The 15605-nt window shown below is 61.8% G+C and carries 11 protein-coding genes; 3 read left to right on the top strand and 8 right to left on the bottom strand.

From position 1 onward, the window contains the following. Position 1: 1 nt before the first annotated feature. Together ASS64_RS03050 and ASS64_RS03045 are read right to left on the bottom strand one after the other, a co-directional pair. Complete coding sequence (locus ASS64_RS03050) at positions 2–1690, bottom strand: alpha/beta hydrolase (protein ID WP_067690375.1); 1689 nt, start codon at positions 1688–1690, stop codon at positions 2–4. 91 nt (positions 1691–1781) lie between these two features. Continuing rightward, the gene (locus ASS64_RS03045) at positions 1782–3092 is read right to left on the bottom strand and encodes an FAD-dependent oxidoreductase (RefSeq protein WP_067689638.1); all 1311 of its coding nucleotides are present in this window, start codon (positions 3090–3092) and stop codon (positions 1782–1784) included. Between the two features lie 186 nt (positions 3093–3278). Here ASS64_RS03045 and ASS64_RS03040 point away from each other — a divergent pair, with 186 nt between their 5' ends. Beyond that, complete coding sequence (locus ASS64_RS03040; protein WP_083508131.1) at positions 3279–5504, top strand: EAL domain-containing protein; 2226 nt, start codon at positions 3279–3281, stop codon at positions 5502–5504. A 156-nt stretch (positions 5505–5660) separates the two neighbouring features. Beyond that, positions 5661–7496, top strand: coding sequence for a translation elongation factor 4 (gene lepA / locus ASS64_RS03035; RefSeq protein WP_067689635.1), 1836 nt, complete (start codon positions 5661–5663; stop codon positions 7494–7496). Between the two features lie 116 nt (positions 7497–7612). Here the strand turns inward: lepA and ASS64_RS03030 are convergent, their stop codons facing one another. The 4 genes from ASS64_RS03030 to ASS64_RS03015 all read right to left on the bottom strand — a co-directional run bounded on the left by ASS64_RS03030 (position 7613) and on the right by ASS64_RS03015 (position 11746). Continuing rightward, complete coding sequence (locus tag ASS64_RS03030) at positions 7613–8530, bottom strand: hypothetical protein (protein ID WP_067689632.1); 918 nt, start codon at positions 8528–8530, stop codon at positions 7613–7615. Between the two features lie 5 nt (positions 8531–8535). Continuing rightward, on the bottom strand, positions 8536–9864 hold the full coding sequence (locus tag ASS64_RS16290) for a DNA cytosine methyltransferase (protein ID WP_083508130.1): 1329 nt from the start codon (positions 9862–9864) through the stop codon (positions 8536–8538). A 45-nt stretch (positions 9865–9909) separates the two neighbouring features. Then, on the bottom strand, positions 9910–10341 hold the full coding sequence (locus tag ASS64_RS03020) for a very short patch repair endonuclease (RefSeq protein ID WP_234002296.1): 432 nt from the start codon (positions 10339–10341) through the stop codon (positions 9910–9912). 532 nt (positions 10342–10873) lie between these two features. Then, positions 10874–11746: a hypothetical protein gene (locus ASS64_RS03015; protein ID WP_067689627.1), complete on the bottom strand. Its 873-nt coding sequence runs from the start codon at positions 11744–11746 to the stop codon at positions 10874–10876. Between the two features lie 270 nt (positions 11747–12016). On the opposite strand from ASS64_RS03015, the gene ASS64_RS03010 reads away from it, so the two are divergent. Further along, positions 12017–14233 (top strand): CHASE2 domain-containing protein, encoded by a 2217-nt coding sequence (locus ASS64_RS03010; protein WP_067689624.1) that lies wholly within the window; start codon positions 12017–12019, stop codon positions 14231–14233. Positions 14234–14254: 21 nt separating this feature from the next. Here the strand turns inward: ASS64_RS03010 and ASS64_RS03005 are convergent, their stop codons facing one another. Next, positions 14255–15148, bottom strand: coding sequence for a FecR domain-containing protein (locus tag ASS64_RS03005; RefSeq protein WP_067689621.1), 894 nt, complete (start codon positions 15146–15148; stop codon positions 14255–14257). Continuing rightward, positions 15148–15525: a hypothetical protein gene (locus tag ASS64_RS03000; protein WP_067689618.1), complete on the bottom strand. Its 378-nt coding sequence runs from the start codon at positions 15523–15525 to the stop codon at positions 15148–15150. The genes ASS64_RS03005 and ASS64_RS03000 overlap by 1 nt, the downstream gene beginning before the upstream one ends. Positions 15526–15605 lie beyond the last annotated feature (80 nt).

Below are 15605 nucleotides of genomic sequence, written 5' to 3'. Positions count from 1 at the left end.
CTCAGCAGGGTTCCATAACGTAGAGACCCGGGGCCGGGTCCAGCGGCGTGTAGTCCTTGTTCCCCAGCTTAGCGGGCGCTTTCTTCTTCTCGCCCGCGCGCGTCTGCACCCATTCCATCCAGAACGGCCACCAACTCCCGGCGACCTCCTCGGTGCCCTTGAGCCATTCGTCCGCCGTGTCGGGCAGCTTCTTCTTCGGGTCCTTCTGGACGTAATACTTCGCCTTGGGATTGCCCGGCGGGTTGAGGATCGCCTGCATGTGCCCCGAATGGCTGAGGACGTAGGTCACGTCTTTCGACCCGAACAGGCGGGTCGAGCGATAAGTCGCTTTCCACGGGGTGATGTGGTCGGTGACCCCGCCGAGGATGAACAGGTCGCTGGTGACCTTCGACAGGTCGATCTTGTGGTCGACCATTTCGACTTCGCCCTGCCTGGTGAAGGCGAGCGTTTCGAAGATGGTCAGGAAGTCTCCCATCAGGCTGGCCGAAAGATTGGTCGCATCGGCATTCCAGAACAACACGTCGAAAGCGGGCGGGTCCTGGCCGAGCAGGTAGTTGTTGATGACGTAGTTCCAGATGAGATCGTTCGGCCGCAGCCAGGCGAACCCGCGCGCGAGGTCGTCGCCCTTGATGACGCCCTTCTTCTCCGCCCGGCGGCGGGCGAGTTTCAGACCGTTTTCGCTGACCAGCGAACCGGCCTCGATATCGTTCTGCTTGGGATGCAGCACACAGACCATCAGGGTGAGCGCGCCCAGCAGATCGTCCCCGTCCGCGGCCATCTTGGACGCAAGCATCGCGGCGGTCTGCCCGCCCGAGCATCCGGCCGAGACATTGACCTTCTTCGAACCGGTGATTGTGCTCACCGCCTCCATCGCCTCGCGGCAGGAACGGACATAATCGGCCATGTCCCACACGCCCTGTTCCTTGCTCGGGTTCTTCCAGCTGATGACGAAGGTCTGGATGCCGTTGTCGAGCTGGTACTTCACCACCGATTTCTCCGGCGAGAGATCGTTGATGTACATCTTGTTGATCTGCGGCGGGATGGTGAGCTGCGGGATCTCGTAGACCTCGTCGGTGGTCGGGGCATACTGGATCAATTCCATCATCTCGGTGCGCAGGACGACCGAGCCTTTCGACGTCGCAACATTCTCGCCCAGTTTGAAGGGCTTCTTGTCCACCTGGCTGACCATGCCCTTGTTGTAGACCATGTCGTCATAGGCGTTCTTGAGGCCCTTGATCAGGCTCAGACCGCCACTGGTGATCGCCATTTTCTGCGCGCTGGGATTGCCGACCAGCGTATTCGTGGGCGCAAGGCCGTCGATGATGATGTTCGAGATGAACCGCGCGCGGTCGCGCTCGAGTTCGTCCAGTTCGAGATCCTCGAGCCATTTCGAGGCGCCCTTCTGCACCGCGAGGTAATATTGCATCCCGGCGCGCATGAACGGGTTGTACTGCCAGGCGGGATCCTGGAAACGCTTGTCCTTGGGGTGAGGGGCGAGATCGCTCTGGCCGGTCATGATCTTGATCATGTCCTCGCCCATCGCCTGGCTGTGCTTGACCAGGCGTTGGGGGTCCGAAGCCGTTTCGCGCAGCATGACCGCGACTGCGCCGAAGATATCCTCGCGGGTCAATCCGACCAGTGGTCCAAGGGCGCTGGTGGACTGGGCGGCTTCGTCTTCGAGCTTGGCCATATTCGAGTTGTTCTCCATCCTGCTTCGCGCCGTTCTGCAGCGGCTTGTCCCACGGGTCATGCGGCGTACGGACGAGCAATGCAAGCGAGCCCTATCCGCTGCGCGCGGCAATCATGCTTTCGACATCGACGAATTTCTCGCGCGGAGCGCCTTCTCGCGCGGCGGCGATTTCGGCTTCCTCGATCTTCTGCCAGTCGCGGAAAGAAACCACGTCGAGCCCGCGCGCCTCGGCCAGCTCGTCGAAGCCTTCGCGTCCGCGCTTTCGCGAGGAGGACGCAAAATCCTGATCGACGAGATCGATTACCGCGTAGCCGTCGGGCCGGTTGGTCCCGATCGTCCCGCTTGGCCCACGCTTGGCCCAGCCGACGCAATAGAGGCCGGGCAGGATCCGCCCATCGTCATTGGCGAACCTCCCCGCGCGTTCTTCGAAGGGGACACCTTCGATGGTGTTCGTCTGATACCCGATACAAGTCACCACCAGATCGGCGGGGAGGCGATAGACTTCTCCCGTGCCGACCGCACGCCCGGCTTCCACCGTGGTCCGCTCCACCTCGATCGCGGTGACCTTTCCTCCCTCGCTGACGATCGCATTGGGGTTGGCGAAGAAGTCGAAGTTCAGGGAAAGCGGCTTCTCGCCATGGATGCTTTCCGGGATCGCTGCGAATTCGCGGAGCAGCGTAACCGACTTGCGCAATCCGGGCTCGAGAATCGCATCGTCTTCCACCGGCGGCAGGTCGGCCGGATCGACACGCGGGCTGGCGCGCTCCAAATGCAGCAATTCTCCCAATTCCTTGGGCGTCATCATGATTTGGTGCGGACCGCGCCGACCGAGAATCGTTACCGTTTCGATCTTGCTCGCTTGTAACGCGGCGAGGGCATGGGCGACTATGTCCGAACCGGCGAATTCAGCCTCGGTCTTGGACAGTATGCGCGCGACATCGAGTGCGACGTTGCCCATGCCGATCACCACGGCGTGCCGCCCCGAGAGATCCGGGTCGAGCGCGGCAAATTCGGGATGGCCATTGTACCACCCGACGAAGGCTGCGCTGCCGACGACGTTTTTCGCGTCCGCCCCTTCGATATTCAGCGGTCGGTCACTTGGCGCGCCGGTAGCCAGCACGACGGCATCGTAGAGCTCTCGAAGCTCGGCGATCGAAATGTCTTTGCCGACGGTAACATTGCCAGCGAAACGCACCGTGTCGCCTACCGCAGTTTTTTCGTATCGCCGCGCAACGGCCTTGATCGACTGGTGATCGGGGGCGACACCGGTCCGGATCAGGCCGAAAGGCACCGGCAGTCTGTCGAATACGTCGATGCGCGCGTTTTCGCCCCATTTCTTCACCGCCGCTTCCGCCGTGTAATAGCCCGCCGGTCCCGAACCCACGATAGCGATGTGACGCATGCCCCTCTCCCACAAGACCAGCACTCAATGCACATGTGCCGCATGACTGGCAAGATAACGCAATCTCGCAGAAGGTCAGTGCAGACATGGTTATCCGTTTGGAAAGATATCGTCTCTATAGATGACGATTGGCGCAAGGCGTCAGAGACGAGACCCGAGAGTTTTCAGTTGGGAGTTCGATAGCAGATGGGAGGGTTCTTCTCACGATCGGCACGGGCAGTTGCCGATGGAGATTTCGCGCCGGAGAATGCGCCGGTAAACCCGATTGTCGCATCCGACGCCGTTCGCCGGGTCGAACTCCTCGACAGCTTCGAGGCTGCCGGCCTCGGCCGGTTCTGGGCAACCGACGCCCAGGGACGGCTCATCTATCTATCCGACAATGCCGCCCGAATGCTCGGCTGGACCGATGGCGAGGCGATCGGGAAGCCGCTCGGCGAGCTGTTCATTCCCGAACGAGCCGGAGATCCGGACAAGGCCGAACGTCCGCTTGCCTTCCTCTTGGGCGCGCGCAACTCGATCAGCGGGCTCAATGTTCGACTGGCTGTCGAGGGGCAGGAAGTCTGGTGGGAAATTGCCGGCAAACCGCAATTCGACGACAAGCAGCGCTTCACCGGCTACCGCGGCAGCGCAAAGGACATTACTGCCACGCGGGAGAGCCAGCGCGATGCCGCACGTCTTGCGCAATATGATCCGCTGACGGGCCTTGCCAATCGACATCGGATTACCAGGCGATTGACCGAGACGCTCAAGGCCTACCGCAATTCGAAGCGCACCTGTGCGCTGGTGATGCTCGACCTGGACCGGTTCAAGCAAGTAAACGAAACGCTCGGGCACCAGGCTGGCGACGAATTGCTCAAACAGGTCGCCACGAGGCTCGGGCGCATCGTCGACAACAAGGGCGAAATCGGCCGACCGGGGGGTGACGAGTTCCAGATCATTCTGCCCGATATGGATGATCGCGGCGCACTCGGCGAACTGGTTCAACGCCTGATCCAGATGGTCTCGCAGCCCTATTCGCTCAACGGCACGCGTGCGATCGTCGGGACGTCGGCCGGTATTGCCATTGCTCCTTATGACGGCCTCGAAGCCGAGGAACTCACTGCGGCTTCCGATCTTGCTCTACATGCTGCCAAGGGTGGGGGCCGTGGCCAGTATCGCTTCTACTCAAGCGACCTCAAGGACGGCGCAAAGAACCGCCGCCGGATCGAAGAAGACCTGCGCGACGCGATCGAGAACGGTCAACTTTCGATGCATTACCAGCCGCTGGTCTGCGCCAAAACGCATGAGGTCCGGTGTTGCGAAGCGTTGATGCGCTGGGAACATCCCGATCGCGGTGAAATCTCTCCCGCGGAGTTCATTCCTGTCGCCGAAGAGGTCGGAATCATCAAGGAAATGGGCGAGTGGGCCTTGAACGAGGTTTGCCGCCAGGCGAAACAATGGCCCGTCGACCTGCGCGTAGCGGTCAATGTTTCGGCCGTGCAATTTGCGGATGACGATTTTCCGCAGGTCGTCAGCAACGCCTTGGACAATACCGATTTCGAGCCTGAGCGCCTCGAACTCGAAATTACCGAGAGCGTGTTTCTCGGCGATGCGGGCCGTGCGGAGATCATCTTTGGCAAGCTCAAGGCGCTGGGCGTCAAACTTGCACTCGACGATTTCGGAACGGGTTATAGCTCGCTCAGCTATTTGCGCACCGCGCCATTCGACAAGATCAAGATCGACCAGAGCTTCGTTCGCGGCGCGACCGAAGAAGGCAATAACAACGCTGCCATCCTCAGCGCGATCGTCAGCCTCGCCGGAGCTCTCAACATGGAAACGGTGGCCGAAGGGGTTCAGGCAAAGGACGAGCTGGATCTTGTCACCGAACGCGGAGCGACTCTGATCCAGGGGCAGATTTTCTCCCGTGCCCTGACCAATGACGATTTCCTCGGCCGCCTGCAGGAAGGAAAGATCAAATACGAACCCAGGGGGCCGGCGAAGTACCGCGCCGATCGCAAGAAGGTGTTCCGTCGGATCGGGCTGATCCACGAAGACAGTCGCTACAAGGTGGTGATGCGCAACCTCTCGAAAACGGGGGCGATGATCGAAGGTCTGCTGGAAGTGCCCTTGGGGACGCAGGTGGTGCTCGATCTCGGCGGTGGCCAGCTGGCCGTTGCGACGGTGCGTCGGTCCAAGGGATCGGTGCAGGGAGTAAAGTTCGAAACCCCGCTGATCAGCGACGGCGCGGATGGCCTGTGCACCCGCCATCGGGTTTCGCCTTATCAAATAGAGGCAGCCGGTCGCCCCTTGGCCGCGCTGCCGCACGATCCCTATTCGCTTATCATGGCCGAGCGGATGGGCGCCGGCGCGCCTAAGAAATTCGTCGAGGTCGAAGTCGGCACACCCAAACCCGGCGCCAGCCGCGGATCGTAATCCGTTCGCGACTAGGCAAGCGCGTGCGTCGCGTGGCATGGGCCTTAGCGGATTGGCCCGCGTTGCTCGGTCGAAAACCACCTGGGCGGCAGGGAAGTTGCTACGCGCGCTTTGCTAGCTGACAGGGGGTTTCTGTGCGGCTAAAGGGCGCTCGCAATGACTGACCTTTCCAAGATCCGCAATTTTTCGATTATCGCGCATATCGACCATGGCAAGTCCACGCTGGCCGATCGGCTGATCCAGCACTGCGGCGGGCTGACCGACCGCGAGATGTCCGAGCAAGTCCTTGATAACATGGACATCGAGAAGGAGCGCGGCATCACCATCAAGGCGCAGACCGTGCGCCTCGACTACACCGCGCGCGATGGCGAGACCTATGAGCTCAACCTCATGGACACGCCCGGCCATGTCGACTTCGCCTATGAGGTTTCCCGCAGCCTCGCCGCATGCGAAGGCGCGCTCCTCGTCGTCGACGCCGCGCAGGGCGTGGAGGCCCAGACGCTCGCCAATGTCTACCAGTCGATCGAGCACGACCACGAGATCGTCCCCGTCATCAACAAGATCGATCTCCCCGCCGCCGAGCCAGAGCGCGTGGCCGAGGAGATCGAGGAGATCGTCGGCATCGAGGCCACCGGCCCGTGGGAGGAAGGCGGCGCCGTCCTCACCTCGGCAAAATCCGGCATCGGCATCGAGGAAACGCTCGAGGCGCTGGTCAAACGCATCCCGCCCCCCAAGGGCGACCGCGACGCACCGCTCAAGGCCATGCTCGTCGATTCGTGGTACGATCCCTATCTCGGCGTCGTCATCCTCGTGCGCGTGATGGACGGCGTCATCACCAAGGGCCAGCAGGTCAGGTTCATGCAGGGCGGCACGCAGCATTTGATCGACCGCGTCGGCTGCTTCACCCCCAAGCGCACCGATTTGCCCGAGCTCGGCCCCGGCGAAATCGGCTTCATCACCGCGCAGATCAAGGAAGTCGAACAGGCCCGCGTGGGCGACACCATCACCACGGTGAAGGGCGGGGCGGACACGGCGCTGCCGGGCTACAAGGAAGTCCAGCCCGTGGTCTTCTGCGGCCTGTTCCCGGTCGACGCCGCCGATTTCGAGAAACTGCGCGAGAGCATCGGCAAGCTGCGCCTCAACGATGCCAGCTTCAGCTACGAGATGGAAAGCAGCGCCGCATTGGGCTTCGGCTTTCGCGCCGGTTTCCTCGGCCTGCTGCACCTGGAAATCATCCAGGAACGCCTCTCCCGCGAATACGACCTCGACCTCATCACCACGGCCCCGTCCGTGGTCTACCGCGTCCACCTCGCCCACACCAAGACCGAGGACGCCAAGGTCATCGACATCCACAACCCCGCCGACTGGCCCGACGTCAACCGGATCGAGGCGGTGGAGGAACCGTGGATCAAGGCGGTGATCTACACGCCCGACGAATATCTCGGCGCCATCCTCAAGCTGTGCCAGGACCGCCGCGGCATCCAGACCGACCTCACCTATGTCGGCGGCCGCGCGCAGGTGAGCTACGAGCTGCCGCTGAACGAGGTGGTGTTCGACTTCTACGACCGCCTCAAATCGATCAGCCGCGGCTATGCCAGCTTCGATTACGAACAGATCGGCCTGCGCGAAGGCGACCTCGTGAAGATGAACATCCTCGTCAACAACGAGCCGGTCGACGCGCTATCGCTGATCGTCCACCGCAGCGTGGCGGAAGAGCGCGGCCGCGGCATGTGCGAGCGGCTGAAAGACCTCATCCCGCGCCACCTGTTCAAGATCCCGATCCAGGCCGCGATCGGCGGCAAGATCATCGCCCGCGAAACCATCGCCGCGCTGCGCAAGGACGTGACGGCGAAATGCTATGGCGGCGACATCACGCGCAAGAAAAAGCTGTTGGAAAAGCAGAAAAAGGGGAAGGCCCGGATGAGGGAGTACGGCAACGTGTCGATCCCTCAGGAAGCCTTCATCGCCGCGCTACGCATGGGTGAAGAGTAGCCCTCATTCTGAGGATGCGGGCGCGCCCGAATGGCGGCCTGTCCCCGCGTAGGCGTGGAGGAATGTGAGCATCCCGCAGGAGGCATCCTGCGGGCAAGAAAGTCGTGGAACTGGAGCTACCTCAACGCGGTAATGGGCGGTCGGCAACGATACAATGTACTCGAGCACCTCTTCAGTTCCAGTGAGTATAGTGCTTCATCGTCAGTTGAGTTTAAGACCTGACCTTCAAACTCTTCGCGCAAAACATTCTCAAATTCAATAACATAGAACCCAATCTCAGTTTCTTCGAGGCCGCTAACATCTGAAGCGGCGAGCGATTGCATGGCAAATGGTTTCACTGCCTTGATCGTTGGCTCAGTTAGATTTTTTGTTATTTGAAACGCTTTCATTACCTGCTCGCGAATCTGATCAAGCAGAATTCTTTCTACTCGTTGCTTGACCTCACAGGTCACATAGAACGCAAACTCTTGCCCCTCACCATCGGACGCGCTTGCCACATAGCCGGCATCGATCTCGGGCTGTGTTTTGATCCCAGTCTGAAGAAACGATACATCTCGCAAATCCGCAATGTTTGGGTCTTTAGTGAAGATCGACAATTGTGTTTCGACTAATCGCAAGTTCACGGCTATTTGTGTTAGCCAAGTTTCTTCGGTCCGCCCGAGTTGCCTGGATATGAACGGCAGAGATGCTGTTTGTATAAGGTAATCATTTGTGTCTCCGTCAGGACCAAACTCATCCGGGAAGGGCACAGTTTGGCCGGCGTCATACGGATAAAATTGGAGCACGCGCTTCTGACCATAGCGCTGACGAGCCGTGATCTGCTTGTCTTTCAAAAATTTTGGCCAATTCTCATTGGCCCGTTTGTTACGAATTATGTCCTTAAGAAAATTGGCGGGGTTTCTCTTGCTTAAATCTGCGCCGAGGTGGTCGATTGCGTTTGCAATGTCATCATTTGTCACGACTGAAAATTTATTTGGATCGGCAAGATATTTCTTTCCGAGATATTCTATAACCTCGGTCTTAGCAGACGCCATGGTCTCTATCCATTCATTCGCTTAAGCATTTGAGCTTCGATTTCTTCCTGCTTTCGCTTTTTAGCGCCGCTTTTATGAGTGCGCTTCGAGGGCGGTGCATCGATGCCGAAGAATTCGGCAGCCTGTCCGACGGTGAACCTGAGAAGGGCGTCATCTCCAAGGTGGATCGTTTCTTCTGGTTCACCGATCAACACTTCCATAGCTTTGATGACTTGATGACCAATGGCGCGCGCGAGCGGCGGCGGGACTGAATTGCCGATTTGCCTCGCGCCGTGCCATTTAGTTTCGTTGAAACGGAACCAATCGGGGTAGCCATGTAGCCGCGCCATTTCTCTAACGGTGACGCATCGGTTGTACTTGGGGTGGATTGGGCGAGGACTAGTGAAGGCACCTCGGGCGCCGTCTGTACCGGCCCGAAGGGTGTTACTGAGACCCTTGGGATGAAGCTTGTAAAACCGTGAAATTGGCTCTGTTTCTCCACCGGCTGTTTTCGAAAAGCGCCGGCGAGAGATTTCCGTGTGTTCTGTTCTTGCGCTCGAGGTGAGCAGTTTGCGATCCCAATCACGGATCTCTCCGAGGTGCCAAGCCGAATTTGTTCTGCAACGCATTTCGAGCGCATAGGTCGAGCCTTCAACCCAGTCGTCAATGGTCACTTCGTCGGTATTCCGCAACTCTTCGAATTTTTCGGCATCTGGAACGTCGCTTAGCGCGTCTGCTACCGAGGGACCGAGCGGTAGACCTTCATAAGTTCTCCGCTTCCCGTCGGCAGGATTGGTCCAAGGCATTGGATATTTTGGAAGCGTTTCACCTTTCTTCGCACCGAGAAGAATTAGGCGTTCGCGATGTTGGGGCACGGCATAGTTTGCAGCATCAAGAACCTGCCATGGCTGGCGGACCTGATAGCCAAGGTCATCAGCATATTCGATGAATTCGTCGAGAAACTTTCGATGTTTCCCGACAGTCAACCCTTTCACGTTCTCGAATACGAAATAAGTGGCATCTAGCTCCGAGACGATGCGTAAAAAGTCGCGCACTAGTCGATTGCGAGGATCGTCAAGAACACGCTGCCCGATCATCGAGAAGCCTTGGCAAGGCGCCCCGCCGAAAACCACATCCACAGTGCGGTTGCCGAGACCTGCCGCCACGCGAATTTCGCTACCCTTCAAGCCCTCGACCGAACGAGGGATCACAGCGCATTTTGGAAAATTAAACTTGTGCGTAGCACAATGAACAGGGTCGATTTCGACTGCGGCTTTGATGTCGAATCCTGCCTGCTCGAAGCCTAGGCTCATTCCACCTGCACCAGCAAAAAGGTCGACTCCTATGGGACGCATAATCAACTCCTCTGCCTGACTAACGCTGGAACGTTAGCAGAACATTTAGCGGATGTCGATCGCTTTCTTGGGTCCGAGGAAGGTTTGCAAACGCTCCGCAAGCACTTGGAAATCCTTGATTTCACATTGCCAAACTTCTTCGACCTGCCAGCCAATCTGCTCCAATTCGGACCTTTTCTGAGCGTCACGCTCACGATTCCGCGCGATTTTTGGCAGCCAGAATTCCAGATTCGATTTTGGTGGCTTACCAATCTTACAACCGTGACCATGCCAGTAACATCCGTGCACAAAGATCGCTTTCTTGCGGCCGATGAAAACGATGTCCGGTTTGCCCGGAAGCTCCTTTCGATGAAGCCTAAAGCGATATCCCATGCTGTGAAGCATAGAGCGGACAGCGAGCTCGGGCTTGGTATGCTTTGAGCCGATCCGCGACATCAACCTGCTGCGGCTCTCTTTCGTGCGGTTATCCACCATCATACGAAGATAGTGTGGTCACAACAAAATTCACGTCTTGGCGCGGATGGCTTCGATCCCCGCCTGCGCGGGGACAGGAAGGTCCAGCGGTGATGCGACCCTTGGTCGTATCGCCTTCGGCATAGGCAATGGCATCGGCCAGCCCGATTGCCCAAGCTGTGCCTGCGCGCTAATGCCGGTCGTGCAGCGGGCCAATTCCCGCTGTGAGGCGTCGTAACCTCCCAATACGTACACCGGTCGAACAAATTTCGGCCGGGTGGCCGTCACGCATGTCCAGGGTCCGCCTAAAGGTGGCGGCGCTCCGACGTACGTGCGGGGTTACGAACACCCGGCTTTGCGGACCGGTCCAGCCTCTTGAAACAAAGAGGCGGAGCCAATGGACCAACCCAGCGAGAAAGAAGAGCGGAGAGGATCGACCCTCTGGGTGAACCTGGAGGCGTGTCTGATCGGCGTGGCGGCATTTGGGCCAGGGTTGGTCTGGCTATGGGCGTGGCTGTTCTAGGCCTGTTCGGCATTTCGCCTGCGGCGTTTTCATCTAGGCCGCCACGCGCCGTTTCGCGATTACTGGTGCAATCGCCTGTGCCAGGCGCGGGGTTTCACTCCCACCCCTCATCCTTGAGCGAGCGTCGGCGCGGGTTCTCCGGGGCCTCCGGCTCCTCCTCCGCCTCGCGCTTAGCCCAATCGGGCGGGGGTAGGGGCATCGGGTCGGGTTCGCGGGAGGCGTGCTCGCGGTCGACATACATCGGGTGCTCGGGGTCCTCACTGGCCGGTAGCCGCGGGCGGCGTCTTCGTCGCGCAGGCGTTCGAATTCGGCGCGGGCGGCGAGGGTGCGGGGGCTCAGCGTCATCTCCTGCTGGCGGCGGAAGGCCTCGACCTTGCGCTCGATGCTGGCGCGCACCTCGGAGGGGGAGACGCGGCGCTGCTCGGCCTCCCATTCGGCGCGCCACTTTTTCTTCAGCCGCTCCTCCTCCATCCGGCCGACCGCGTTGAGGGCCTTGGGGCGGCCTTCCGCAAAGCGCTCGGGCGCGCGGTTTCGCAGCATGAACATCAGCAGGCGGTCGTTGTGGACGGTGCGCGTGCCGACGAGCTTGCCGTAGCTGTAGACGGGCACCTCCACCCCGTTGAGCGCGCGGTCCATCGCGGTGTCCTCGATCCGCCGCATGCCGAGATCGAGCGCGGCTTCCCATGCGGCGGCGAATTCCTCGGCGCCGGGCTGGCGGCGCAAATGGTAGGCGCCGACCGTGCTGCGGCGGACCATCCGGCAGGCGGCAGCGACCGAGCCGGTATCGGCCAGCGCCTCGATGAAGGCGCGCTGGACATGCGGCTTCCATCCGTTCGAACGGTCCTTCTTGCGCGGGACCGGGGTGAAGCTGGGGAGGGTGGAAGGGGATTTCGGGTCGTTGCTCATTGCGCAGGATGAAGCAGATTCGGCGCGAGTAGGAAAATCGGGGGAGGGAGGGGAGAGAGTTCTTGTTTTGCGTACCCGCCTCCGCGGGTTCGTCCTCGGGGCTGTCCCTCCGCTTCGCTACGGGCCCCTGCGGGTGCAGCTTGCTGCACGTCTAGCGAGGACGAACCGACGGAGGTCGGTTGGCAAACCAAAAACCCACCCGGTTCGAAAACCAAGCTCTCTTGCCCCGGCGAAAAAGCGCAATAGGATTGGGGGGAGGGAGGCCCGACGATGCTCGAACGCCTGCGCGGCCTGCGCGATGCGCCTGCGATCCTTGCGGGGCTGATCGCGCTGGCGCTGGTGGTGGTGCTCCAGCTGGCGCAGCCGGGGGCGTTGGGACGCGTGGGGCTGGCAGTGTTCGATGCCTACCAGCGCGCCGCTCCCCGCGACCTGCCCGGCGAGGAGCGGGTGGCGGTGGTCGATGTGGACGAAGCCTCCATCGCGCGGCTCGGTCAGTGGCCCTGGCCGCGCACCGAGCTGGTCACGCTTACCGAGCGGCTGACGGATGCGGGCGCCGCGGCGGTGGTCTACGACATCGTCTTTTCCGAACCCGACCGCACTTCGCCCGAGCAACTGACCGCCTCGCTCGACCTCGGCGAGAGGCTTGCGGACCTGCCGTCGCACGATGCGCTGCTGGCGCAGAGCTTTTCCGCAAGACCCGTGGTCACCGCCTATTTCCTCGACCGCGAGCCGCGCGGCGGTGCGATCGAGCCGAAAGCGAGCTTCACGCTGCACGGTTCGCTGCCATCGCGCGACGTGCCCGGCTATGCGGGTGCGATCCAACCGCTCGCGGTCCTGGAAGGGGCCGCCCGGGGCAGCGGTTTCGTCAGTCTGGAAAGCGATGCCGACGGGATCGTTCGCCGGATACCGCTGGTCGCGATCCATCGCGGCGTATTGGTGCCTTCGCTGGGCCTCGAGGCGGTGCGGGTCGCCGAAGGAGCCGGTTCGCCCAATCTCCTCGCCAGCGATGGCAGCGGGGAAACGCAGGGGGCGGGCGGGGCGGCGGTGGCCGTGCGGCTGGCGGGGCGCGAAATCCCGGTCACCGATGCCGGCGAGATGTGGGTGCATTTCCCCGCCACCGAGCGGGCGTCGCTGCCGGCCTGGCAGATCATCGATGGGGCTATCGACGATGCCGCGCTGGCCGAAGCGGTGCGCGGGCGGATCGTCTTCATCGGCGGGAGCGCTGCGGGGCTGCAGGATCTCGTCTCGACCCCGGTGGCCGAGCGGGTCGCGGGCGTGACCGTCCATGCCGCCGGGGTCGAGCAAATGCTGGCCGGCCATTTCCTCGAGCGGCCCGACTGGGCCTTCGGACTCGAACTCGTGCTCGTGCTGGGGCTGGGTGGAGTGCTGGCATTGCTGCTCCCCCGCCTGGGCGCGACGCTGGGTGCGGTGGCGGTCATCGCGGGGATCGCGCTCGTCGCCGGGGGAAGCTGGCTGGCCTTCACCCGCGCGCAATATCTACTTGACCCGACCTGGCCGGTGCTGGCGCTGGTCGCGGTCTATGCGGTGCAGACGGTCGCCGTCTTCTACCGAGAGGAGCGTCAGCGCGCCTATATCCATTCGGCATTCGACCGTTATCTCTCGCCCGAGATGGTCCGCCGTATCGCCGCCGATCCCGACCAGCTCGAACTGGGCGGCGAGGAACGCGACATGAGCGTGCTGATGTGCGACATCCGCGGTTTCAGCCGCATGTCGGAGCGCTATTCCCCGCGCGAGGTAATCGACTTCCTGATCGAATTCCTCACCCCGATGAGCGAGATCCTGCTCGCGCGGAAAGCCACGCTCGACAAATATATCGGCGATGCCATCCTGGCCTTCTGGAATGCCCCGCTCGACGATCCCGACCACCACCGCAACGCCGCGCGCGCCGCGCTCGAAATGGTTGCGATGGTCGAAGAGCTCAACCGGACCATGCCGACCCGCAAGGGCGTGGTCTGGCCGGGCGAGGTCGGGATCGGGATCGGGCTCAATTCGGGATTGTGCTGCGTCGGCAACATGGGCTCGCGCCAGCGGCTGTCCTATTCGCTGATCGGCGATACGGTGAACATGGCCTCGCGCATGGAAGGGCTGACCAAGCAATATGGCGTGCCGATCGTTACCGGAAGCGCGCTAGCGAAAGAACTGCCGGGTTTCGCGCTGATCGAGCTGGATCGCGTGCGCGTCGTAGGTCGCGATGCGCCGGAGACGATCTTCGCGCTGCTGGGCGATGAGGCGCGTTCGAGCGAAGCCGATTTCGCACGATTGTCCGCCGCCCATCACGACATGCTCGTAGCTTATCGCGCGCAGGATTGGGACCTGGCCGATGCGATCCTGGCCAAGGCGGAGGACCATTATGCGGCGCTGGGCATTCCGAAACTGTGCGCCCTCATACGCGAGCGGATCGAAGCGCTGCGCAGCGACTCGCCGCCACCCGAATGGGACGGGGTCTACCAGGCCACCAGCAAATAGCTCTACGTAGGCGCGGCGCGCCTACCGATTGCGATAATTGTTCGACTGGTTGCGATTGTGGTCCTGCGTCCGGTCGTCGGGCTCTTCATCGTCGTCCCCGTTGCTGCCGCTGAGCAGCGCGCCGACCGCAATGGCTCCCGCAATCGGGAGCAGCGCGCGCAGCAAGCCGCCGCCACCGCTCGCCGCGCGGGCAACCTCTGGCTGGAGCTGGTCCTGCACTTGCGCCAGGCCGGGGCTCGAGATGAAGAACGGCCCGATCGGCTGGGCGCCGTCGCGCGGGATGTAGGCGGCGAGGCCCGGCTGGTCGAGCAGCACGGTCTTGCCCGCAGCGCTGACTTCGGCCTGCCCGACGGTGAGGCCGCCCGCGGTTCCCGCACCCGGCCCGCGCAGCACGACCAGCGTCGCCTCGTCCCTGTCGCTGTCGACATTGCCGACGAACTCCTCGTCCTCGGCGATATCTTCGGCTTCCTCGCCGACCAGCATGTCGAGCGCGGTGCCGCGAATGCCGATCCGCCCCGAGGGTGTCTGGATTTCGCCGCTGTTGTCGCCTTCCGCGCTGCCCGAGAAGAAGCGCAGCGCGCCCTTGACGAAGGTGGCGAAGAAGCTGCGCCCTTCGTTCGGGTCGTAGACGAAGCGATCGATCCGCACGCGCGAACTCGCGCCGATGCCGAAGCTGGAGCGGTCGAGCAGGAGGATCTGCAATTGCGATTTTCGGGCCGTGTCGATCAGATCGCCCCAGGCGATGCGCTGCTTGCGCTGGATCTTCGCGGGTTTGCGGATTTGCGCATTGCTCATCCGCACGTCCCCGACGACGGTGGAGGCATTGCCCACCTCGACCCGCTGCTGCGCGGAAAGTGGCGTGGCAAGCATGCCGCCCGCGACGAGCATGGCGGTGATTTTCAACGGTGCGCCCATCACTGCACCTCTCCACCGGCTTCGCAGGCGCTGCGGGCATCGGCGAGCGTTTCGCGACCGAATTCGCGCTCTTTCAGCTTGTCGATCTCGACCAGCCCGCCGCGGATATCGTCGATCCGGCACAGGTAGAGTGCATGCAGCAGCCGCCCTTCGGCGGATTTGGGATTGACCGCCAGCATGCGTTCCAGCGTCGCCAGCGCCTCGAGATAGGCGCCTTGCCGGGCGAGTGCCTGCGCGGCCTCGATCCCGCCGCGCTCGTCCTGCGCGGCATCGGACAGGGCGTCGAGCTCGGCCAGCGTCTCGGCCTGTAGCGCTGCCGACGGCAGGCAGGTGGCACCTGCCAGCAGCATGGCGCCCATGATTTCCTTGGGTGTCATAACGTGTTCCTCCCCGGAAAACGCATGATGCGACCAGGGAGGAAGATAAAGGAAATTCGGCGATTTCTCCAGTCGCGCGC

The organism is Erythrobacter sp. AP23 (assembly GCF_001542855.1).
In the GTDB taxonomy this organism is placed as follows: Bacteria; Pseudomonadota; Alphaproteobacteria; order Sphingomonadales; family Sphingomonadaceae; genus Qipengyuania.
Note: the sequence above shows the minus strand (reverse complement) of the source record. Positions and strands in the feature narration are given on the sequence as shown.

What these genes read in the sequence shown, in the direction of transcription:
- ASS64_RS03050 (WP_067690375.1), bottom strand. Translation starts at nt 1,690, where the DNA reads ATGGCCAAGCTCGAAGACGAAGCCGCCCAGTCCACCAGCGCCCTTGGA.
- ASS64_RS03045 (WP_067689638.1), bottom strand. Translation starts at nt 3,092, where the DNA reads ATGCGTCACATCGCTATCGTGGGTTCGGGACCGGCGGGCTATTACACG.
- ASS64_RS03040 (WP_083508131.1), top strand. Translation starts at nt 3,279, where the DNA reads ATGGGAGGGTTCTTCTCACGATCGGCACGGGCAGTTGCCGATGGAGAT.
- lepA (WP_067689635.1), top strand. Translation starts at nt 5,661, where the DNA reads ATGACTGACCTTTCCAAGATCCGCAATTTTTCGATTATCGCGCATATC.
- ASS64_RS03030 (WP_067689632.1), bottom strand. Translation starts at nt 8,530, where the DNA reads ATGGCGTCTGCTAAGACCGAGGTTATAGAATATCTCGGAAAGAAATAT.
- ASS64_RS16290 (WP_083508130.1), bottom strand. Translation starts at nt 9,864, where the DNA reads ATGCGTCCCATAGGAGTCGACCTTTTTGCTGGTGCAGGTGGAATGAGC.
- ASS64_RS03020 (WP_234002296.1), bottom strand. Translation starts at nt 10,341, where the DNA reads ATGATGGTGGATAACCGCACGAAAGAGAGCCGCAGCAGGTTGATGTCG.
- ASS64_RS03015 (WP_067689627.1), bottom strand. Translation starts at nt 11,746, where the DNA reads ATGAGCAACGACCCGAAATCCCCTTCCACCCTCCCCAGCTTCACCCCG.
- ASS64_RS03010 (WP_067689624.1), top strand. Translation starts at nt 12,017, where the DNA reads ATGCTCGAACGCCTGCGCGGCCTGCGCGATGCGCCTGCGATCCTTGCG.
- ASS64_RS03005 (WP_067689621.1), bottom strand. Translation starts at nt 15,148, where the DNA reads ATGGGCGCACCGTTGAAAATCACCGCCATGCTCGTCGCGGGCGGCATG.
- ASS64_RS03000 (WP_067689618.1), bottom strand. Translation starts at nt 15,525, where the DNA reads ATGACACCCAAGGAAATCATGGGCGCCATGCTGCTGGCAGGTGCCACC.